Origin of the sequence: Robiginitalea sp. SC105 (assembly GCF_014243345.1) — a bacterium.
Classification (GTDB): Bacteria; Bacteroidota; Bacteroidia; order Flavobacteriales; family Flavobacteriaceae; genus Robiginitalea.
Genome location: NZ_JACLZF010000002.1, coordinates 842,914 through 863,946 on the forward strand (window position 1 = coordinate 842,914; position 21,033 = coordinate 863,946).

A 21,033-nucleotide genomic window follows, 5' to 3' on the forward strand; every position below is an offset into this window, starting at 1 on the left:
GGGTTCTCAGTTGTCTTCCACGGCATAGATACCGCGTCGGTTGATGGGGCCGGCATGCAGGTCATAGGGGATGCCAAATCCGTCATAGGCCTTGCCAAGGGCCGTTGATACCGCTGCTGCCGCGTCGGCACCCCGGGTAAGCGCGAAAACGGACGGGCCGGATCCCGATATGCCGAAACCCAGGGCGCCGGCGGCAAGGGCTGCCTCCCGCATCTGCCCGAACCCGGGGATCAGCAGGGACCGGATCGGTTCGATGATGCAATCCTCCAGCGACCGGCTGATCAGGCCAAAATCTTCCGTGAACAGGCCGGTAATCAGGCCGCCCACATTCCCCCATTGCCGGATCCCTTTGCTCAGCGGGATGGATGTGCGGAGCACTTTGCGGGCGTCCGATGTTTTCAGTTCAATCTGTGGGTGCAGGATACAGGCGTGGAGGGACTCCGGGCAGTGGACCCGGGCTATATCCAGCGGATCGTAGCTGCGCACCAGGGTAATCCCCCCGTACAGGGCCGGTGCCACGTTGTCTGCATGTGCCGCCCCGCTTGCCAGGGCTTCGCCTTTCATGGCGAAAGCCACCAGTTCCGGGAGGCCGAAGGGTTCATCCAGCAACCGGTTGAGGGCCCAGACGGCTCCTGCAGAGCTCGCGGCGCTGCTGCCAATGCCGCTGCCCGGGGCAATCCGTTTTTCGATGGCGATGCGCACGCCCCCGCCATAATCCGGCAGGGCTTCCAATAATGCGGTTGCTGCGATACCTGCCACATTGCGGTCGGGGTCCAGGGGCAGGTCTGCCCCCTGAATGGAGGAAATCACGACCCCGGGCTCTGTTGTGAGTTCCAAATGCATGGTGTCCCCGATCCCGTCCAGGGCCAGCCCGAGGACGTCGAACCCACAGGAAAGGTTGGCGATGGTAGCCGGGGAGAATACGGAGAGTTGTTTGCTTTTCATGCGAGGTTGCCGGGGGCGTTAGAAGTTACCAATTCTGATGATGTCCGCAAACAGCCCGGAGGCCGTAACCTCTGCGCCTGCACCGGCCCCTTTGATGATCAGCGGCTGTTCGCTGTAGCGGTCGGTGTAGAACAGGACGATGTTATCGCTGCCGCTGAGGTTGTAAAAGTCATGTCCTTCAGGGATTTCTTCGAGGCCCACAGAAGCCTTTCCGTCATCCAGGTTTGCCACGTATTTGAGCCTGCAGTTTTTGGCGGCGGCCTGCTGGTAGCGTTTCCGGAAATGGGCCTCTTCCTGCTCCAGTACGTGGTAAAAGTCCTCCACGCTCCCCGCTTCCAGGGCACCGGCGGGCAGGAAGGAGGCGTTTTCGATGGCCTCCATGTCCAGGGGATAGCCGCTTTCACGTGCCAGGATGAGGATTTTGCGCATGACGTCCACACCGCTCAGGTCGATTCGCGGATCCGGCTCCGTATACCCTTCTTCACCCGCCACCCGCACCGTATCGGCAAAGGAACCCTCCCCCTTATAGGTGTTGAAAACAAAATTCAGGCTGCCGGAGAGAACGGCGCGGATCCGCCGGACCCGGTCCCCGGACAGGATGAGGTTCTTGAGCGTGTCGATTACAGGCAGGCCGGCGCCCACATTCGTTTCGAACAGGAAGGGAGCGTTGTAGGTCCGGGCCAGTTGCTTGAGCTCGGTGTACACCTCAATCCCCGAGGAACAGGCAATCTTGTTGCAGGTTACCACGGAGATGCTGTTTTTCAAATAGTCGGCATACCTACTGGAAACGGTTTCACTGGCTGTATTGTCTATGAATATGGCATTGCGAAGGTTGAGTTCCCGGACCCGTGCGAAGAACCCGTCCAGGTCAGCCGGTTCCCCGTTTTCAAGGGCCGGGGCCCAGTCCGCCACAGGCAAACCCCCGGCATCAAAAACCATCTTCCGGGAATTGGATATGCCCACCACCCGGATATTGAGCCGCAGTTCCTTTTTCAATACGCGCTGCTGGTTGGCGATCTGTGCGAGCAGGCGGGAACCCACGTTGCCCACCCCCATGACAAACAGGTTCAATTGCTTTACCTGTTCCTCAAAAAATGCCTCGTGGAGTGTGTTCAGGGCCTTTTTTACGTCTTCCGCCCGGATGACCGCCGAGATATTCCGCTCGGAGGCCCCCTGGGCAATAGCGCGGATATTTACGTTGTTGCGGCCCAGGGCGCTGAACATCTTCCCGCTGAGTCCCTGGTGCTGTTTCATCTGGTCGCCGACCAGTGCGATAATGGCCAGCCCGTCTTCCGACTGGGCGGGTTTAATGAGCTGCCTTTCGATTTCATAGGCAAACGTCTGGTTGACTGCATCGAGGGCGCGCGGCAGGTGGACGCTGGCAATCCCGACACAAATGGAATGTTCCGAGGAGGCCTGGGTAATAAATATAATACTGATGCCCGCATCGGAAAGCGTTTCAAAAAACCGTTTGCTGATACCGGGAATGCCGATCATGCCGGGACCCTCCAGGGAGACCAGCGCAATGTCGGGCACATGGCTGATACCCCGTACGGTCCGTCCCTGCGTATTCCCGCCCGCGTGGATCAGCGTCCCTTCGGTTTCGGGCTCAAAGGTGTTCTTTATCCGGATCGGGATCCCGGCCTCCAGCGCCGGCTGTATGGTCGGCGGGTAGAGGACCTTGGCCCCGAAATGTGACAGTTCCATGGCTTCCTCATAGGAAATCAGTGGAATGGGCCTGGCCTGCCGGACCAGACGCGGGTTGGCGGTGTACATGCCGCTGACGTCGGTCCAGATCTGGAGTTCCCCCGCATCCAGGGCTGCCGCGATGATGGCAGCGGAGTAATCCGACCCCCCGCGTCCCAGGGTCGTGGTATCCCCGTTTTCGGTTGCGCCTACAAAGCCGGGTAGTACGCTGATACCGGAATTGCCCAATAAGGCTTTGCGGATCCGGGCCCGGCTGGCAGCCATGCGCACATGGGCATTGCCAAAGGCCCCATCGGTGACGATGAGTTCCCGGCTGTCCCGGAATACGGCGACCAGCCCCTGGCTTTCATAGTATGCGGCAATCAGGAAAGAAGAGAGCAATTCCCCGTAACTCACGATCTTGTCGAGCAGTTTGGGGGTGGTCTCCCCGATGAGGAAGGCCCCTTCGAGCAGGGTTTCCAGGGTGTTCAGGTCCGTTTTTATCCGCCCGATCACTCCCGCCTGACGGGCCGGGGGGATCAATTCGCGAATGGCATCCAGATGCCTTTTCTCCACGGATTCCAGGCCTTGCTGGTAGTCTGTTTGCTGGGCAGCGGCCTGGGCGGCGGTGCGCAGCAACAAGTCGGTTACTCCCCCCAGGGCGGATACCACCACGGCCACCGGGCCCCCTTCCGCGGAGACGATTTTTCGGGTTTCGACAATGGCCTGGGCATTTGCTACGGAGCTGCCGCCAAATTTCAGGACTTTCATAAAGCGTTACTTAGGGAGTTGAGAACTGGTTGCAATACAGGTTGGGCCGGAGGGAATACAGGATCTTACCCCCAGGGGGTGGTGGTACCGGGGTGGAAGGAGGTGCTACCGGCTAATGCTGCTTGCATGGCGAATTCGTTTCGTTACTCCTGTCAAAAGTAGCACATTTCAATATCCGGGCAAGGAAATGCCCGATTTTTACAAAGTCCGCACCGATTGTTGTGTTTTCCTCCGGATAGCTGCTACTTTTGTAGGGATAACCGCAAATCGTTCAACGGGGATCCCGGTCATCCCCTGCAAAAAAGGACCCGCCATGAAGATATTGAACAAGGACCAGAGCTACCAGGCAGACCAGCAAACACTGGCTGCCCAGGATATCAGCAGTACCGAGCTGATGGAGCGGGCTGCGGTCTCCATCTTCAACTGGCTGCACAACCGGTTGCAGGGCGCCCCGGTGCAGATCGCCATCTTCTGCGGCACCGGGAACAACGGGGGGGACGGCCTGGCCCTGGCCCGCCACCTGGCCGAGCACGGCTACCACCTGCGCGTTTACCTCGTGAACTACAGCAAAAAACGCTCCGAAGATTTCCTGGTCAACCTCGAAAGGCTCAAACAGCGCAAGGTCTGGCCCGAGTCCCTGGATGAAAGTTCCGCCCTGCCGGACGTAAGCGAGGCCGATATCCTGGTGGATGCGATCTTCGGCATCGGGCTGAGCCGGCCCCCGGCCCCCTGGGTTCGGGAACTGATTGCCCACCTCAACGGGTCCGCTGCTTTCCGGCTGGCCATTGATTTGCCCTCCGGTTTGCAGATGGATGCCGTTCCCGAATTCCCCGAAGGGGTTTTCCGGGCGGAATTCACCCTGACCATAGGCAGCCCGAAGCTGGTGCTTTTCCTGCCCCAGACAGGTATCTATTCAGATGATTTTGCCGTCCTGGACATCGGTTTTGACCGGGCATTCATGGCCGGGGTACCTGCCGAATTCGAATGGATCGGGAAGGCGGAGGCGCTGTCCCTGTTGCGCCCGAGGGAACGCTTCACCCACAAGGGCAATTTCGGACATGTGTGCATGGTTGGCGGTTCCTACGGGAAAATAGGTGCAGTTTCCCTATCGGCCAGCGCCTGCCTGCATACCGGTGCGGGGTTGGTCACGGCCTGGGTGCCCCGCTGCGGGTACCTGCCCCTGCAAACCGGCTTGCCGGAAATCATGGTGCAAACCTGTCGGGAGGAAGAGTGGCTCGACAGCTTCCCCGAACCGGATGCCGGCCGACATTTTGGAGTAGGCATGGGGATGGGGACCGGCCCGCAGACCCGGGAGGCTTTCCTGGAATGGCTGGGGCGGCTCGGCGGGCCTGTCGTGATCGATGCGGACGGGCTCAACAACCTGGCCGCGCAACCGGAAGCACTTGCCGGTTTGCCCCCCGGAAGTATCCTAACCCCGCATCCGGGGGAATTGCAACGATTGATCGGGGAGTGGAAGGACGATTTTGAAAAATTGGCGAAGGCGCGCGACTTTGCGAAAAAACACCAGTGCATCCTGCTGATCAAGGGTGCCTATACGGTGATCCTGGGGGAAGGAAAGGGGTTTGTCAACAGCAGCGGCAACCCGGGAATGGCTACCGCCGGCAGCGGCGACGTGCTCTGCGGTATGCTTACGGCCCTGATCGCCCAGGGGTATCCCCCATTGGAGGCGGCGGTTTTTGGCGTGTACCTCCACGGGCGGGCGGGCGACCTGGCGGCTGCATCCAGCGGGCAGGAATCCCTTACGGCCCGGGGTATTATCCGGGCGATAGGCAGCGCGTTCCTGGACCTTAAATCAGTAAACCCGCCCCCGGAAACCGGGGAAGGGGAGGAGAGCTGAATTCCGCAGGTTCAGGCAGCCTTTACCCTGCGCCGGACCCAATCCAGGGCATTCCGGTATTCAATGTAAAATTTCATGGGTTTTTTGTAGAACATGCGTTCAATATTGAAATTGTGCATGTCCACTTCCCGTGAGGATACGATCGCATACGCCTTCAGGTTGTCGAGTTCCCGCAGGTAGGTGTACACCACCGGGTCGATAGCGAACGAATGGATGCGATGGCTTATAATCCCGAAGGATTTGTCCCGGAAATGGATTTCGGAAATCCCGATAATCTGGTAAACCCGTTCCAGCGTCAGGGTAGCGCCTTCGTCGAAAATCGCCACCAGGTAGTTCTCGAATACCTGGATTTTCCCGACATCGAGCAGGTATTCCCGCACGATCACGGTCTTCTTGGCCGGTCCTGTATTATTGCCCATATTCATATAGTGTGTCTGAGACGAATGTAGATGACCGGCCAGCCATATTGAAAAATACTAGATGATCGACATAAATATCGTTTAACCGGCAGCCGGCCCGAATTGCTGTCGATGGTTTCCTACGCAGGTAGCCCATGGGGGATAAAAAAAAGGGTCATCTTTGGATGACCCTTTTTCAGTATTCTCCTACGTCGGTTCAGGCCTCCTTGGAGGACTTGCTCGGCTTTTTGATGGAGATGGTCAGTTTGTCATTTTCCTCGTCCAGGTCCATGGTGATATTGTCCCCCTCGTTGAGTTTGGAGTTGACAATCTCCTCGGCCAGGGCATCCTCAATATATTTCTGGATGGCCCTTTTCAGGGGGCGTGCCCCGTACTTTTTGTCAAAGCCTTTCTCCGCGATGTAATCGCGGGCCTTGTCGGTGAGGATCAGGTTGTAACCGATATCCGCAATGCGGTCGTACAGTTTCTTGAGTTCGATTTCGATGATCTGGTGGATATGCTCCCGCTCCAGGGGGTTGAATACGATCACGTCGTCGATCCGGTTCAGGAATTCCGGGGCAAATGCCTTTTTCAGCGCATTTTCGATCACGCTCTTGTGGTGCGTATCGGCCTGGGACTTTTTAGCCGCAGTGCCAAACCCAACACCCTGTCCAAAATCCTTCAGCTGCCGGGCCCCGATGTTCGAGGTCATGATGATGATCGTGTTCCGGAAGTCGATCTTGCGGCCCAGGCTGTCGGTCAGGAACCCGTCGTCCAGGACCTGCAGCAGCATATTGAATACATCCGGGTGCGCTTTTTCCACCTCGTCCAGCAGGATGACGGAATAGGGCTTGCGGCGCACCTTCTCGGTGAGCTGCCCGCCTTCTTCATAGCCGACGTACCCGGGAGGGGCACCTACCAGCCTGGAGATGGCAAATTTTTCCATGTACTCGCTCATGTCGATCCGCACCAGGGCATCCTCTGAGTCGAAGAGTTCCTTGGCCAGGACCTTGGCGAGCTGGGTTTTACCGACCCCGGTCTGCCCCAGGAAGATAAAGCTTCCGATGGGTTTGTCGGGATCCTTGAGCCCTGCACGGTTCCGCTGGATGGCCTTGGCTACCTTGGCTACCGCCTCGTCCTGCCCGATCACGCTGTTTTTGATCAGTTGCGGGAGTTCGGCCAGTTTGTTGCTTTCGGTCTGGGCAATTTTGTTGACGGGGATGCCGCTCATCATGGAAACCACGTCAGCGACGTTGTCCTCCGATACGGTTTCCCGGTGCATCTTGCTGTCTTCCTCCCATTTTTCCTGGGCGGTGGACAGTTCTTTTTCCAGTCGCTTCTCGTCGTCCCGCAGTTTGGCAGCTTCCTCATAGCGCTGTTTTTTGACCACGCTGTTCTTGAGTTCCCGCACTTCTTCGAGCTGTTTTTCCAGCTCAAGGATTTGTTTGGGAACGTCCATATTGATGATGTGTACCCGCGACCCGGCCTCGTCCAGGGCATCGATGGCCTTGTCCGGAAGGAAACGGTCGGTCATATAGCGGTTGGTAAGCTTCACGCAGGCTACCAGGGCTTCTTCGGTATAATTTACGTTGTGGTGGTCTTCGTATTTGCCGCGGATATTCCGGAGGATTTCGATGGTTTCCTCCACGGTGGTGGGCTCGACCATCACCTTCTGGAAGCGGCGCTCCAGGGCCCCGTCCTTCTCGATATACTGCCGGTACTCGTCCAGGGTGGTAGCCCCGATACACTGGATTTCACCACGTGCCAGGGCCGGTTTGAACATGTTGGAGGCATCCAGGCTTCCCGTGGCGCCGCCGGCGCCTACAATGGTGTGGATTTCGTCAATGAACAGGATAACGTCGTCGTTTTTCTCGAGTTCGTTCATCACGGCCTTCATCCGCTCCTCGAACTGCCCGCGGTATTTGGTCCCGGCAACCAGGGAGGCCAGGTCCAGGGTCACCACGCGCTTATTGTAGAGGATGCGGGAAACCTTCTTGTTGATGATCCGCAGGGCGAGGCCTTCGGCGATGGCGCTCTTGCCCACCCCGGGTTCCCCGATCAGCAGCGGGTTGTTCTTTTTACGGCGGCTCAGGATCTGGGAGACCCGCTCGATTTCCTTCTCCCGGCCCACTACGGGGTCGAGTTTGTTTTCCTCGGCCAGGCGGGTGAGGTCGCGGCCAAAGTTATCCAGCACGGGGGTTTTGGATTTTTTATTGCCCTTCTGGGCAGCGCCCCCTGAAAAAGTGCCTTCCTTGCTTTCGCCCGTGTCGTCCGAATCGCTCGGGAAGGATTCCGAAGTCGGGCTGTCCGTATAGTCGTCGTCGCTGGTAATCATGCTTTTGAATTGCTCCTTGACCCCGTCGTAGTCCACCTTCAGCTTGTGCAGCAGTTTGGTGGTCGGGTCGTTCTCGTTCCTGAGGATACACAGCAGCAAATGCGCCGTGTTGATGGACGAACTCTGGAAAAGCTTGGCCTCCAGGAAGGTCGTCTTCAGGGCGCGTTCTGCCTGCCGGGTCAGGTGCAGGTTCTTTTTGTCCTTGGGTTGGGAACCCGCGTCCGGGTTTGCCGGGGAGAGGATCTCCACCTTCCTGCGCAGGTGGTCCAGGTCCACGTCCAGCGCATCGAGTATGCTGATTGCCTTCCCGTTCCCGTCGCGCAGCAGGCCCAGCATCAGGTGTTCCGTCCCGATGAAGTCGTGCCCCAAGCGCAATGCCTCCTCCTTGCTATAAGCAATTACATCTTTTACTCGCGGTGAAAAATTATCATCCATATATCCTCCGTATTCAACTTTAAAATTAGTAAAACTTATCATAAGAACGTCAAATACCGTACCTATATTCGATAAAGCTTCCCTAAATGACGAAAAAAACAAGGAAGTGCAAAATTATTAACAGGGATTTTATTAAAAATACACAGGGTGTTTTCTGTTGATAAAAACTTTAATAAAAGCTGCGCAACCTGCCTCGAAAGGGTCCTTTTTACGTATATTGGCATGATTTTTTAACCACAAAAACACAAGCCCGATTCAGCTATGGCGGAAGGAGAGAAACTGATTCCGATTAATATAGAAGATGAGATGAAATCGGCCTACATCGACTACTCGATGTCGGTCATTGTGTCACGTGCCCTGCCAGATGTTCGGGACGGCCTGAAACCGGTTCACCGGCGTGTCCTCTACGGCATGCACGAACTGGGGGTCCGGTCTTCGAGCGCCCACAAGAAATCCGCCCGTATTGTCGGGGAGGTTTTGGGTAAATACCACCCGCACGGGGATTCCTCTGTTTACGATACCATGGTGCGTATGGCCCAGGACTGGAGCCTCCGGTACATGCTGGTGGACGGCCAGGGAAACTTTGGTTCCATCGACGGCGACAGCCCGGCGGCCATGCGGTATACGGAAGCGCGCATGCGCAAGATCGCCGAGGAGATGCTGGCCGATATCGACAAGGAAACCGTTGACCACCAACTCAATTTTGACGATTCGCTGGAGGAGCCGACGGTTCTGCCCACACGTATCCCGAACCTGCTGGTAAACGGTGCATCCGGTATTGCCGTGGGGATGGCTACCAACATGCCCCCCCACAACCTGTCGGAAGTGGTGGATGGCACCATCGCCTATATCGATGACAGGGAAATCACCATAGAGGGCCTGATGCAGCACATCAAGGCGCCGGACTTCCCCACCGGGGGGGTCATTTACGGGTACGACGGCGTAAAGGAAGCCTTTGAGACCGGTCGCGGCCGCGTAGTCATGCGCGCCAAGGCCAGCTTTGAGGAAGTACAGGGCCGGGAGTGCATCGTGGTCACTGAAATCCCGTACCAGGTCAACAAGGCGGACATGATCAAAAAGACCGTCGACCTGATCAACGAAAAGAAAATCGAGGGGATCGCCACGATCCGGGACGAATCCAACCGCAAAGGGATGCGGATTGTATATATGCTGAAACGGGACGCCATCCCGAACATCGTCCTGAACACCCTTTACAAGTACACCGCCCTCCAATCCTCATTCAGCGTAAACAACATCGCCCTGGTAGCTGGTCGGCCCGAATTGCTGAACCTCAAGGAGATGATCGGGCATTTTGTGGACCACCGTCACAAAGTAGTGGTCCGCCGTTCCGAATTCGAACTGAAAAAGGCCGAGGAACGGGCGCACATCCTGGAAGGGCTCATCATCGCCTCGGACAATATCGACGAGGTCATTGCCATTATCCGGGGCAGCGCCAACGCAGAGGATGCCCGGGAAAACCTCATCAAGCGGTTTGAACTGAGCGAGGTTCAGGCGCGTGCCATCGTGGAGATGCGCCTGCGCCAGCTGACCGGGCTGGAGCAGGACAAGCTCCGCACCGAATACGAGGAGGTGCTGGCAACCATCGAAGACCTTAAAGACATCCTTGCCCGGGAAGAACGGCGGATGGAAATCATCAAGCAGGAATTGCAGGAGGTGCGGGACAAATACGGGGACGAGCGCCGCAGCGAGATCAACTATGCCGGCGGGGACCTCAGCATCGAGGACATGATCCCGGACGAGCAGGTGGTCATTACCATTTCCCATGCCGGGTACATCAAGCGGACGCCGCTGACGGAATACAAGACCCAGAACCGCGGGGGCGTAGGCCAGAAGGCCTCCTCCACACGGAACGAGGATTTCCTGGAACACCTGTTTGTGGGAACCAACCACCAGTACATGCTGTTCTTTACCCAACAGGGCCAGTGTTACTGGTTGCGGGTATTCGAAATCCCGGAAGGCAGCCGGACCTCCAAGGGCCGTGCCATCCAGAATCTGATAAATATTGCCCAGGACGATAAGGTCAAGGCTTTTATCTGTACCCAGGACCTCAAGGACGAGGAATACGTCAACAGCCACTACGTCATTATGGCGACCAAGAAAGGGGTGGTCAAGAAGACCTCCCTGGAGCAGTATTCCCGCCCCCGCCAGAATGGGATTATCGCTATTGGCATACGGGAGGGCGACGAGTTGCTCGAAGCCAGGCTTACCACCGGTTCCAGCCAGATCTTCCTCGGGCTCAAGTCCGGGAAAGCGATCCGGTTCGAAGAGAGCAAGACCCGTCCGATGGGCCGGAGTGCCTCCGGTGTCCGGGGGATCACCCTGGCCGATGACAAGGACGAAGTGGTCGGTATGGTGAGCGTCAACAACTTTGACGACGACATCCTGGTGGTTTCCGAAAACGGCTATGGCAAGCGTTCCAGCATCGAAGACTACCGGGTCACGAACCGTGGAGGCAAGGGCGTAAAGACCATCTCCATCTCCAAAAAGACCGGCGGCCTGGTAGCGATCAAGAATGTCTCCGACTCGGACGACCTGATGATCATCAACAAATCGGGGATTGCCATCCGCATGAGCGTGGAAGACCTGCGGACCATGGGTCGCGCCACCCAGGGCGTAAAACTGATCAACCTGCGGGATAACGACTCCATTGCCGCGGTTGCCAAGGTCATGAAAGACGAGGATGACCTGGATGACGCGGATATCCTGAATATCGAGGTGGATGCCGAAGATGGCACGGCTCTTGATACTGATGGTGCGGAATCCGAAGAATAAATGATAAACACTAAATTTGCACAAATACTTTTTTTGATGAAAACTAGAATGATTGTATTGGCAGCCCTGATTTTAGGGACTGTCGGATTTGCACAGAAATCTGAGATCCGGGATGCCGAGAAGGCACTCAAGGATGGAAATACGGCTGGTGCCAAGGCCAGCCTGGATGCGGTCCAGGGCGTTATTGCCGGCGAAGACGAACGGCTACAGGCCGAGTACTACCTGCTCAAGGGCCGGGTATATGCAGACCTGGCGGCAAAAGGGAACAACGAAGCCTTTGACGAGGCAATTGCTTCCTTCAAGAAAACCGTTGCGATCGAGGAGCAGAGCGGCAAGCAGCGCTACTCGGATGAAGCCAAGCAACGCCTGAAGGCGATTTCCGCCGACCTGGTGAACTCCGCGGTGGATGACAACAACGCTAAAAATTTCGACGCTGCGGCTGAGAAGCTCTACCTGAGCTACCAGATTAGCCCCCAGGATACCATCTACCTGTACTACGCCGCGAGTAGCGCCGTCAATGGCGGGAATTACGAGCGGGCCCTGGATTTCTACAAGGAACTCAAGGAAGTCGGCTACGACGGAAGCGGCATGGTTTACAAGGCGACTAACGTCGAAACCGGTGAAGTGGAGGAAATGAACAAGGCCCAGCGGGACCTGATGGTCAAGTCGGGGACGTACGCAAACCCGGTGGATGAGAAGGAACCTTCCAAAAAAGCCGAGATCGTAAAGAACATGGCGCTGATCTATACCCAACTCGGCAGGAATGAAGAGGCCCTGGAAGCCTACAAGGACGCGCGTGCCGACAACCCGGACGATGTGAACCTCGTGCTCAACGAGGCCAACCTGTACTACCAAATGGGCGACAAGGAGACTTTCCGCGACCTGATGGCAGAGGCTGCCTCCATGGCGCCGGACAACCCGGACCTCTATTACAACATCGGGGTGATCAACATGGAAATGGGGAACACCGAGGAAGCCCGTGACGCCTATGAGCGCGCAATTGAGATCAACCCCGGCTATGTGAACGCCCAGTTGAACCTGTCAACCACCTATGTGAACGAAGGCAACGCCCTGATCGATGACATGAATGCCCTCGGGACGTCCCAGGCGGATATAAAGAAATACGACGAACTGAAGGAACAGAAGGACAGCCTCTTTATGAAGGGTGCCGAAGTCCTGGAAGCTGCCCTGAAGGTAAACCCGGACAACCAGAGCGTCCTGACCCAGCTTAAAAACATCTATGGCGCCATGGGCGACAATGAGAACTTTATGCGGATCAAAAAGCTGTTGGGAGAATAAGGTCCAGCAAACCCTCGCAAAAAACCCCGGCTTCTGGCCGGGGTTTTTTATTAAAGGATTTTTTTGATGACCCGCAGCGGGTGGGTGTAGTTGCGCAATTCGCTGTTGAATATACCGCTGTGGTCAATTCGGTCGATGCGGACCCGGCCGAAGGCGTGGATGATATAATTGTCCTTCATGATGAGACCCACATGGTTGATCTGCCCGTCCGGCCCGTCGAAAAAGGCGAGGTCCCCGGGCAGGCTTTCTTCTATGAAACTCAGGGCAGTTCCCTCTGCGGCCTGTTCCGAAGGCGTGCGCCGGAGCGCTACGCCACAGCATTTGTAGACCATTTGGGCCAGGCCCCCGGCGTCAATTCCAAACGGGGAGCGCCCCCCGGCCATTTCCGGGCTGTTGAGGTACATCAATGCAGTGCGGATCAATTGGTCCCGTCCTTCCGAGGGGTTAAAGCTCGTACCTTCGAAATGTTGCCCGAGCAGGGGGGCATTGTGAGCATCAGAACCCAGGAGGACCGGCAGCAGCAAGCCCTCGCGGGTACAGCTGTGCCCGATCAGGTCTGCGGCGCATCCCGCGGAGGTGCCGCTGGGGGAGGAGGTATATTGTTCCTCGGTAAGTTCCAGCAGCTGGTCGTTGCGGACCCAGCCTTCCGTTTGGTCCAGCCGGACACGGATCCGGCTCCAAACCTTGCGGGATTCCAGAATTTTAAAACATTCGCCAAACAGCAACTGGCTCCGCAAAGAAGCCGTTCCTTCGGGCGATTCGTAAACGGGTACTAGGCTTAATGGGCAGATTCCGTAGCGCATGGTACTGGAGCGGGGCCGGGGTCAGGGCCTTTCTAAAACGATTGCCGAAGCGCCACCGCCTCCGTTGCAGATGGCGGCGGCCCCCAGTTTTGCCTGCTGCTGACGCAGGATGTGGATAAGGGTTACGGTAATCCGTGCCCCGGAGCAACCCAGCGGATGACCCAGGGAAACGGCTCCCCCGTGGATGTTCACGTTTTTATCGCTCAGCCCCAGGAGCTTGATATTGGCCAGCCCTACCACGCTGAAGGCTTCATTGAATTCAAAGTAGTCGATATCCGAAAGGCTCAGTCCGGCCTTCTCCAGCGCCAGGGGCAATGCCTTGGCGGGGGCCGTGGTAAACCACTTCGGTTCATGGGCGGCGTCGGCGTAGCTGCGGATCCGCACCAGGGGTTCCAAGCTCAATTCGCGGGCCTTTTCTGCGCTCATCAGCACCAGGGCGGCCGCCCCGTCGTTGATGGTGGAGGCATTGGCTGCAGTGACCGTACCGTCCTTGCTGAAAGCCGGACGCAACTGGGGGATTTTCTCCATTTTCACATTCCGGAATTCTTCGTCTTCGCTCACAATGACAGGTTCCCCCCGTCGTTGAGGCACTTCCACGGGAACCACCTCGTCCTTAAATTTACCCGCTTCCCATGCAGTTTTTGAACGCTGGTAGGATTGGACCGCAAAAGCATCCTGCTCCTCGCGGCTGAATTTGTATTCGGCTGCACAGGCGTCTGCGCAGACCCCCATGGCCTGCTGGTCATAGGCATCGACCAACCCGTCCCGCTGCATGCCGTCTTCCAGGGTGGCCGGCCCGAATTTATGGCCATTTCGCATGTGGACGTAGTGCGGGATCAGGCTCATGTTTTCCATACCGCCCGCCACAACGATGGAACGGTCTCCGAGGGCGATGCTCTGGGCTGCCTGCATTACAGCCTTCATCCCGGATGCACATACCTTGTTCACCGTGGTGCAGGGGACCGTATCGGGTATTCCCGCATAGATGGCGGCCTGCCTTGCGGGCGCCTGTCCTGCGCCCGCCTGCACCACATGGCCCATGAGTACTTCCTCTACCCGGGAGGGCTCCAGCCCGATGGAATCCAGGGCTCCCTTAATGGCCGTAGCGCCCAGCCTGGGGGCAGGCACCGACGAGAGGCCCCCCATAAAACTTCCGATAGGCGTGCGTACTGCCGCAACCACAACTACCTCTTTCATTTGTTCCGTTTTGGTACGCACGAAAATACGAATTTAATACCGGACCCGATTACTTCCGGGCCAAAAGCCCCGAGATGCCAAGGGTTTTTTCTATTTTTGGTCGATACAACCGCGCTTCATGCCAAAAACGCTGGATACCTTCTACCGATCGCAGTCCCTGATCTATAAGTACGTCCTCTACTTTTTTACGATCGGCGCCATCGTTTTTTTCTTCCCCAAGGGAGGGCAGTTCAAATACGAATTCCAGAAGGGCAAGCCCTGGCAATACGAAAACCTCTACGCGCCCTTTGACTTTTCCATCCGGAAGACGGATGCCGAGCTACAGGCCGAACGCCAGCAGTTCCAGCGCGACCAGATTCCGTATTACCGCTTCGACACGGAAACCGCCCGGGGGGTCTACCGGGCCTATGAGAACCTGTTCCCGGAGTACTTTCCGGGTTCCGGGTATTCCACCCGTCAGCTGGAGGTTTTGCGCCAGCGGGGACGGGGCGTACTGGACAGCCTGTATACCCGGGGCATCTGGGATGGCACCAACCCGCCGCTCAGGGGAGAGGTTTACCTGGTGCGCGACAACCAGGCCCGGCGCGTCCAATTTGACAGCATCTACAAGTCGGGCGATTTGCGCAACACCGTGCGCAACCTGCTGGAATCCTCGGGGATATCGGCCAACCGCTCCGAATTCCAGGAACTCCTTTTCCGGGTTGCCGAACCCAACGTTACCCTGGACCAGGACCTGACGGGGCAGGAACTTCGCAACCAGCTGTCGGGTATTTCACTGACCCGCGGGAATGTGGACGAAGGGGCCCTGATCGTTGCCAAAGGCGAAGTGGTGGAAGGGGAGAACCTGAAAAAACTGGAGTCCCTCCGGACGGAGTACGAGTCAGAACTCTGGAACGCCAACAACTATTACTTTATCCTTTCCGGCTATACGATCCTGGTGGCCCTGGTGCTGATCATGCTCCTCCTGTTTTTAAAGCGGTACCGGCCCGAGGTATTCCGGAACAACGTAAAGGTGACCTTTATCTTTTTCAACATCCTGGTGATGGTCTTCCTGACCACTTTTGTCGTCAAGTACAACGAAGCCCTTGTATTTGTGGTACCCCTCTGCATCCTGCCGCTGATCCTAAAAACATTCTTCGACGCCCGCCTCGGGTTGTTCGTGCATGTGCTTACGGTGCTCATCCTCGGTTTTGTGGTGCCCAACAGCTTCGAGTATATCTTTTTACAGATCATTGCGGGAATCGTCACCATCCTCACGGTATCCGAGCTCTACAAGCGGGCCAACCTCTTTATCTCCGTCGGTCAGATCACGCTGATCTATATCCTGGGGTACTTTGCCTTCCACATCATCCACGAGGGCAACCTGGAAAACGTCATCTGGGTGAATTTCGGGTTTTTCCTCCTCAACGGCATGATCACGCTCTTTGTACAGCCGCTGATCTATATCTACGAGAAGATGTTCGGCATGGTTTCGGATGTTTCCCTACTGGAATTGTCCGACACGAATTCCCGGTTGCTGAAGGAACTTTCCAACAAGGCCCCCGGCACCTTCAACCACTCCCTGCAGGTGGCCAACCTGGCCGAGGCAGCCGCGAACGAGATCGGTGCCAATGCCATGCTGGTAAGGGTCGGGGCCCTTTACCACGACATCGGCAAGATGAACAACCCCACGTACTTTACCGAGAACCAGATCACCAACATCAACCCTCACGACGAGCTGCCGCCCGAAAAGAGCGCCCGCATCATCATCAAACACGTGATCGAGGGGATCGAACTCGCCCGCAAGCAGAATATCCCGGACCGCATCATCGATTTTATCCGTACCCACCACGGCACCACCATGGTTTATTACTTTTACAAGAAAGCCCGCGAGCGCGACGGGGATGAAGTAGATGAAAAGGATTTCCGCTACCCGGGCCCCATCCCCTTCTCAAAGGAAACCGCTATCCTGATGATGTCCGATTCCGTGGAGGCAGCCTCCAAGAGCCTGGTCAACCCGACCTACCTGATCATCGACGAGTTCGTCGACAAGATTATCGGGGGGCAGATGCAGGCCGGCCAGTTCCTCAACGCGGACATCACCTTCAAGGAGATCGAAACGGTCAAGAAGGTACTCAAACAACGCCTCACCAACATCTACCACCTCCGCGTGGAGTATCCGGAATAAGTCCCCAAGGGCGTCCTGGTCTGCAGAGATCCCTGACTTGTTCTACAAATTGGGAAGCATTGCAAAAGGCGGGAAACTATGCTTTCTTGAAAGTCCGGATGGCACTTTTAACAGGAAAAAGCATAAAAACTTTAATTTTTCAGTATAATTGGGATTTCTGGGCTAATTTTTGAGGTGTTTCATGGAAATACTCAAGATATGCGATCGTTTCTATTTCAAGTCCTGATCCTTCTCATCTTCTTCATGCCCAATCTCGCGGCCCAGCGTGACTCCCTGGCGGCCAACTGGGGGGACCCGCCGGTTCCCGGCATCAAGGGCAGCGGTGTCCTGGATTCCCTGGTGCAGCGGCAGGAACGGGTGACCCTGCACACGGACCGAAGTGTGGCCGCCCCCGGTGAGCACTTGTTTTTCAAGGCCTACCTGACCACGGGCCCCTACCGGCAACGGGTGAGTGCCAGCAAAGTCCTCCGCGTGGAACTGCTGGACCCAACCGGCGCCCTGGTGAGCACCCAGATGTATCCGGTCGAGTCGGGGGTTAGCGAAGGCGCCCTGGAAATACCCGAAAAATTAAGTGCAGCCTCCTATACGATCCGGGCTTATACCCGGTGGATGCAAAACTACGGCCCAACCAGCTTTTACCTGCAACCCCTCCGCATCACATCCGGAACGGAAACCTTACAGGATCAGGCATTGTCCGGTAATCCAGTTTTCTACCCGGAAGGCGGACAATTGCTCCGGGGCATCAACAACAAGATGGTCATTAAAATGGAAGATGTTACCGGTTGCCCTGTGGCGCCCAATGGACGGATCACGAATGCTACAGGCACGATTTCCGTGCCAGTGCAGGCCTATGGAGAAGGATTGGGGATGGCCCTTTTTAACCCGGGAAATGAAGGCCCGTATTATCTGGAGCTGGAAGACCGACGTAGATTTGCCATCCCGGAAGCGAATACCAGTGGGTACGCCCTCCAAATAAACAACCTGGAACGCCACCTGATCCGCGTACGCCTCAGGGCTACCGCAGATCGTGTGAACAAAACCATGCGGTTGCGCGCATCCGTCGGCAACCAGACCATCATGGTACGGGAGCTCGAAATCGGGAAGGAACTGGAAGCAAACCTGGAGATCGCCACGGAGGCAATGCCTTCCGGGGTCCTGGAACTGGAGCTCCTGGACCTTGACGGGGAAGTTTGGGCCAGCCGCCCGGTGCTGCTTGATGAAAACCGTGCCCTGGATATCTCGATAGTGCCCCTGGCAACCTACTTGCAAGAAGGGGAGGAGGCTGCCTTCCGGCTTCGGGTTACCGATGCCGCCGGTAACCCGGTCCAAACCAAAATATCATTTTCCGTGACTGACGGAACCCTGTCCGGCCCGGAGGAATGCGGGCCTTTTGGGAGCAGGCTCCCGGCCAGTCCGATGCCCTCCAGGAAGGACCGCTTCCTTCGGGACCTGCAAACCCTGGCCCAGCCGGTCCCGAAGGAATACCCGGAAGCCATCCGATATCCGGTTCAGAAAGGCCTGGAACTGATCGGTTATGCCTATGACCTGAACAATAAACTCCTGCTGAACACTCCGATTCAGGTATTAGCCTCCAACGATTCCACCTTGCTCATGCAGGAGGTCCGCACAGACGCATCCGGCATACTGACTTTGAAGGATTTGCATTTTTTCGGAAAAACCCCTTTGATATTCAGGACCCGGGGAGAAGATACGCGCAGTAACCTGGTACAGATTGAACCTATCCATGATGAAATCCGCTCAACAAGCATGGCTGCCGGCTTGGAATCATCCAGGCGCAAGCGGGACCAGCAGGTGGAAACCACACCCTGGACCGAGATTGATACGGCTGGGCTGATCCGGTTGAACCAGGCGGTGGTTCAGGGCAAAAAATCGGAATCCAAAGGGAGCCCTTCCCTGTATAATATAACCCCGGATGCCACCGCCTACCAGGACCCGGAGCGCCCGGTGCCTACCGAAATATTGATGTCCCGGATCCCGGGGGTTACCGTAACCGGCGATTTCAATATGAATCCCAGGATCACCCTGCCCATGCGAATCACGGGCACTATGGCTCCAGTTCTCTGGGTCGTTGACGGACTGGTATTGCAGGGGCAGGGGATGGAGAACCATCCTTTCGGGATGATTCCTTACTCGGAAATTGAGCGAATCGAATTGGTCTCCGGGCCGGATGCGGCCATATTCGGGGCCCGCGGGGCAGGAGGTGCTTTCCTCCTGTACACCCGCAATGGTTCCGGGATGGATTACATCCGGAGGAAGGAAGCTTCCATCCAGTTCAGGGGCTTCGAGCCCCCCATTGAGTTTGAACCGGGCATGACTGCGATCGTAAAGGGCCGCAGGCAGTCCGGCACCCCCAAGGCCCTGTACTGGAATCCCAGCGTTAAAACCGATGCCAATGGGGAAGCCGTTGTGCGCTTTACGAGCCCGGCAAATTATACGCGGGTGTGGGTTACGGCCATGGGCGTAACCCCGGAAGGTGCCTCGGGCGCTATAAGGCAGGCCTTCTAGTATCGGCGGCGGAGGATTGGAAATACTAAACGCTAAAACCCCGCTGTCTGATGCGGAAACCGGCCGCAACCCTGACAGTGTATCATACCCCATCAAAAAACAGGTCGAAAAGTTGCGTCACTCTCCATGAAAAACTACATTTGCATCCGCATTTGAACCAAGCGGTTCTGTGTGAGGAGAGGTGCCGGAGTGGTAACGGAGCAGATTGCTAATCTGTCGGCGGGTAACCGTCGCCTGGGTTCGAATCCCAGTCTCTCCGCAAGGTCCCTTCAGGGGCCATTTAAATTCCAAACCCCTGGTTTCGAATTGGAATTCGGGATTTGGAATTTGTTTTTCGGGGTGTAGCGTAGCCCGGTTATCGCGCCTGCTTTGGGAGCAGGAGGCCGCAGGTTCGAATCCTGCCACCCCGACCAGGAAAATCCAATCACAAAAGTGGTTGGATTTTTCATTTGCAAAAAGCCGCAAGTTTACTTGCAGGCTGGTGCAAATTAAGAAGACATCCGGGCCTGCTTGGCCCGGATTGGATTTTCCTGAATCACCCCCCATCAGGATCACCGACCGCAGGGAGGTAATCCTGTGTCACGGGCCTCCTCCGGCTTACTTTCTTACTGGTACAAATGAACAAGACATCCGGGCCAGCTTGGCCCGGATTGGATTTTCCTGATTCACTCCCCCATCAGGATCACCGACCGCAGGGTGGTAATCCTGGACCACGGGCGCTATTCGGATTCCCAGGAGACCTACACCTACACTGATTCACCCGAAAAAGGGGAAATCCGGGCAGGTACAAATCGACTTTCAACCACCCGGGGCAGCCGTCAGAAACCCATTGACACCCAACCAGTGGATAAAGGCATCAAACCAGCGATTGCTGGTCCGATTCGGGTTTCCCAGCCCAAAGCCATGACCCCCGTTCTGGTACAGGTGGAATTCTACCGGTTTGCCCGCTTTAAACCAGGAATCGATGACGCCAAACTGCCCCCTGAAAAGAAAATCATCGGTAGCTATTACGTTGAACATGGGCGGGGCATCCTCAGGCACTTCCACGGGACCCATACCCCCATAGATCGGCCCGATAAAGGCCAGGCGCATGGTTTCGGAATTCAGCGTGGCATGCATGGTGAGGCCGGCACCGGCTGAAAAGCCGATCATGCCTATCCTGTCCGTATCAACCCCCCATTCCCCGGCTCGTTGTACGATCATCGCGTAGGCCGCTTCGGCATCCTCCAGCTGGTTGGAAAGATCCGTTCGCGGCGGGCCCGGGGGCGGGGTATCCTGATCCGCATCGGAAGCAGGTGCTGGAGGCGTGCGCGGGCGATTCATCCAGGCGCTGAAATCGTCGAGTGATTCGGGGGTGGGATGGAGCCGGTACTTGAGCACAAACGCGGCGATTCCCTGTTTTGCCAGTGCCTCCGCAACTTCCCAGCCTTCGTTGCCCATGGAAAGCCACCTGAAGCCTCCCCCGGGGGCGACGATTACAGCTGCACCATTGGCCTTGCCGGGTTCCGGCAGGAAGGGGGTGAGGGTTGCCCTGGTAATGTTGCGGGCCATGGGATCACCCCATTGGCGAAACCAGGTCTCCCCGGCGGGTTGGTCATCGACCCCTCCCGTACCGAGCGGGATGGCCTTCGGTTCAGGCGGGGCCTCAAGCGGGTAGATGGTTCCATCCTGTGCGAGTACGGGCAGCGCAAAAAGGAATAGTAATACAAAGGAGAGCGATCTGGGGAGGTTTCTGAGACGATAGGACATGACACGATAATTTGAACCCTTAATGTAGTGTATTTTTTACACGAATCATTTATTTCCCCCAAAAAATTCAT

The 21,033-nt window shown here is 56.7% G+C and carries 12 protein-coding genes and 2 tRNA genes; 7 read left to right on the top strand and 7 right to left on the bottom strand.

The features are described from left to right. Positions 1-6: 6 nt before the first annotated feature. Both H7F20_RS12900 and thrA read right to left on the bottom strand, forming a co-directional pair. Positions 7-945 (bottom strand): homoserine kinase, encoded by a 939-nt coding sequence (locus H7F20_RS12900; RefSeq protein ID WP_185786582.1) that lies wholly within the window; start codon positions 943-945, stop codon positions 7-9. 18 nt (positions 946-963) lie between these two features. Beyond that, positions 964-3,402: a bifunctional aspartate kinase/homoserine dehydrogenase I gene (gene thrA / locus H7F20_RS12905; protein WP_185786583.1), complete on the bottom strand. Its 2,439-nt coding sequence runs from the start codon at positions 3,400-3,402 to the stop codon at positions 964-966. A 313-nt stretch (positions 3,403-3,715) separates the two neighbouring features. Here thrA and H7F20_RS12910 point away from each other — a divergent pair, with 313 nt between their 5' ends. Continuing rightward, a complete protein-coding gene (locus H7F20_RS12910; RefSeq protein ID WP_185786584.1) occupies positions 3,716-5,260 on the top strand; it encodes an NAD(P)H-hydrate dehydratase in 1,545 nt (514 codons plus the stop codon). Between the two features lie 11 nt (positions 5,261-5,271). Here H7F20_RS12910 and H7F20_RS12915 read toward each other — a convergent pair whose 3' ends face one another. Next, positions 5,272-5,685 (bottom strand): STAS/SEC14 domain-containing protein, encoded by a 414-nt coding sequence (locus H7F20_RS12915; protein ID WP_185786585.1) that lies wholly within the window; start codon positions 5,683-5,685, stop codon positions 5,272-5,274. A 190-nt stretch (positions 5,686-5,875) separates the two neighbouring features. After that, a complete protein-coding gene (locus tag H7F20_RS12920) occupies positions 5,876-8,428 on the bottom strand; it encodes an ATP-dependent Clp protease ATP-binding subunit (RefSeq protein WP_185786586.1) in 2,553 nt (850 codons plus the stop codon). Between the two features lie 261 nt (positions 8,429-8,689). Between H7F20_RS12920 and gyrA the strand changes: the two genes are divergently transcribed. Beyond that, a complete protein-coding gene (gene gyrA / locus H7F20_RS12925; RefSeq protein WP_185786587.1) occupies positions 8,690-11,221 on the top strand; it encodes a DNA gyrase subunit A in 2,532 nt (843 codons plus the stop codon). A 36-nt stretch (positions 11,222-11,257) separates the two neighbouring features. Continuing rightward, positions 11,258-12,520, top strand: coding sequence for a tetratricopeptide repeat protein (locus tag H7F20_RS12930; protein ID WP_185786588.1), 1,263 nt, complete (start codon positions 11,258-11,260; stop codon positions 12,518-12,520). A gap of 50 nt (positions 12,521-12,570) precedes the next feature. Here H7F20_RS12930 and H7F20_RS12935 read toward each other — a convergent pair whose 3' ends face one another. Together H7F20_RS12935 and H7F20_RS12940 are read right to left on the bottom strand one after the other, a co-directional pair. Beyond that, positions 12,571-13,323 carry an NlpC/P60 family protein gene (locus H7F20_RS12935; RefSeq protein ID WP_185786589.1) on the bottom strand — a complete coding sequence of 251 codons (753 nt, stop codon included), beginning with the start codon at positions 13,321-13,323 and terminating at the stop codon, positions 12,571-12,573. A gap of 21 nt (positions 13,324-13,344) precedes the next feature. After that, positions 13,345-14,520 carry an acetyl-CoA C-acyltransferase gene (locus tag H7F20_RS12940; RefSeq protein ID WP_185786590.1) on the bottom strand — a complete coding sequence of 392 codons (1,176 nt, stop codon included), beginning with the start codon at positions 14,518-14,520 and terminating at the stop codon, positions 13,345-13,347. Between the two features lie 118 nt (positions 14,521-14,638). Here H7F20_RS12940 and H7F20_RS12945 point away from each other — a divergent pair, with 118 nt between their 5' ends. The 4 genes from H7F20_RS12945 (at position 14,639) to H7F20_RS12960 (ending at position 19,626) form a co-directional block, all read left to right on the top strand. Next, complete coding sequence (locus H7F20_RS12945; protein ID WP_185786591.1) at positions 14,639-16,687, top strand: HD family phosphohydrolase; 2,049 nt, start codon at positions 14,639-14,641, stop codon at positions 16,685-16,687. A gap of 198 nt (positions 16,688-16,885) precedes the next feature. After that, positions 16,886-19,213: a TonB-dependent receptor plug domain-containing protein gene (locus H7F20_RS12950; RefSeq protein WP_185786592.1), complete on the top strand. Its 2,328-nt coding sequence runs from the start codon at positions 16,886-16,888 to the stop codon at positions 19,211-19,213. Between the two features lie 175 nt (positions 19,214-19,388). After that, positions 19,389-19,472: transfer RNA gene (locus tag H7F20_RS12955), tRNA-Ser, on the top strand. Between the two features lie 76 nt (positions 19,473-19,548). Further along, positions 19,549-19,626, top strand: a tRNA-Pro gene (locus tag H7F20_RS12960). 385 nt (positions 19,627-20,011) lie between these two features. Here the strand turns inward: H7F20_RS12960 and H7F20_RS12965 are convergent. Beyond that, positions 20,012-20,962, bottom strand: coding sequence for an alpha/beta hydrolase (locus H7F20_RS12965; RefSeq protein WP_185786593.1), 951 nt, complete (start codon positions 20,960-20,962; stop codon positions 20,012-20,014). Positions 20,963-21,033 lie beyond the last annotated feature (71 nt).

Excerpts from the sequence above, each read along its gene's own strand:
- H7F20_RS12900 (WP_185786582.1), bottom strand. The coding sequence starts at position 945 with ATGAAAAGCAAACAACTCTCCGTATTCTCCCCGGCTACCATCGCCAAC.
- thrA (WP_185786583.1), bottom strand. The coding sequence starts at position 3,402 with ATGAAAGTCCTGAAATTTGGCGGCAGCTCCGTAGCAAATGCCCAGGCC.
- H7F20_RS12910 (WP_185786584.1), top strand. The coding sequence starts at position 3,716 with ATGAAGATATTGAACAAGGACCAGAGCTACCAGGCAGACCAGCAAACA.
- H7F20_RS12915 (WP_185786585.1), bottom strand. The coding sequence starts at position 5,685 with ATGAATATGGGCAATAATACAGGACCGGCCAAGAAGACCGTGATCGTG.
- H7F20_RS12920 (WP_185786586.1), bottom strand. The coding sequence starts at position 8,428 with ATGGATGATAATTTTTCACCGCGAGTAAAAGATGTAATTGCTTATAGC.
- gyrA (WP_185786587.1), top strand. The coding sequence starts at position 8,690 with ATGGCGGAAGGAGAGAAACTGATTCCGATTAATATAGAAGATGAGATG.
- H7F20_RS12930 (WP_185786588.1), top strand. The coding sequence starts at position 11,258 with ATGAAAACTAGAATGATTGTATTGGCAGCCCTGATTTTAGGGACTGTC.
- H7F20_RS12935 (WP_185786589.1), bottom strand. The coding sequence starts at position 13,323 with ATGCGCTACGGAATCTGCCCATTAAGCCTAGTACCCGTTTACGAATCG.
- H7F20_RS12940 (WP_185786590.1), bottom strand. The coding sequence starts at position 14,520 with ATGAAAGAGGTAGTTGTGGTTGCGGCAGTACGCACGCCTATCGGAAGT.
- H7F20_RS12945 (WP_185786591.1), top strand. The coding sequence starts at position 14,639 with ATGCCAAAAACGCTGGATACCTTCTACCGATCGCAGTCCCTGATCTAT.
- H7F20_RS12950 (WP_185786592.1), top strand. The coding sequence starts at position 16,886 with ATGCGATCGTTTCTATTTCAAGTCCTGATCCTTCTCATCTTCTTCATG.
- H7F20_RS12965 (WP_185786593.1), bottom strand. The coding sequence starts at position 20,962 with ATGTCCTATCGTCTCAGAAACCTCCCCAGATCGCTCTCCTTTGTATTA.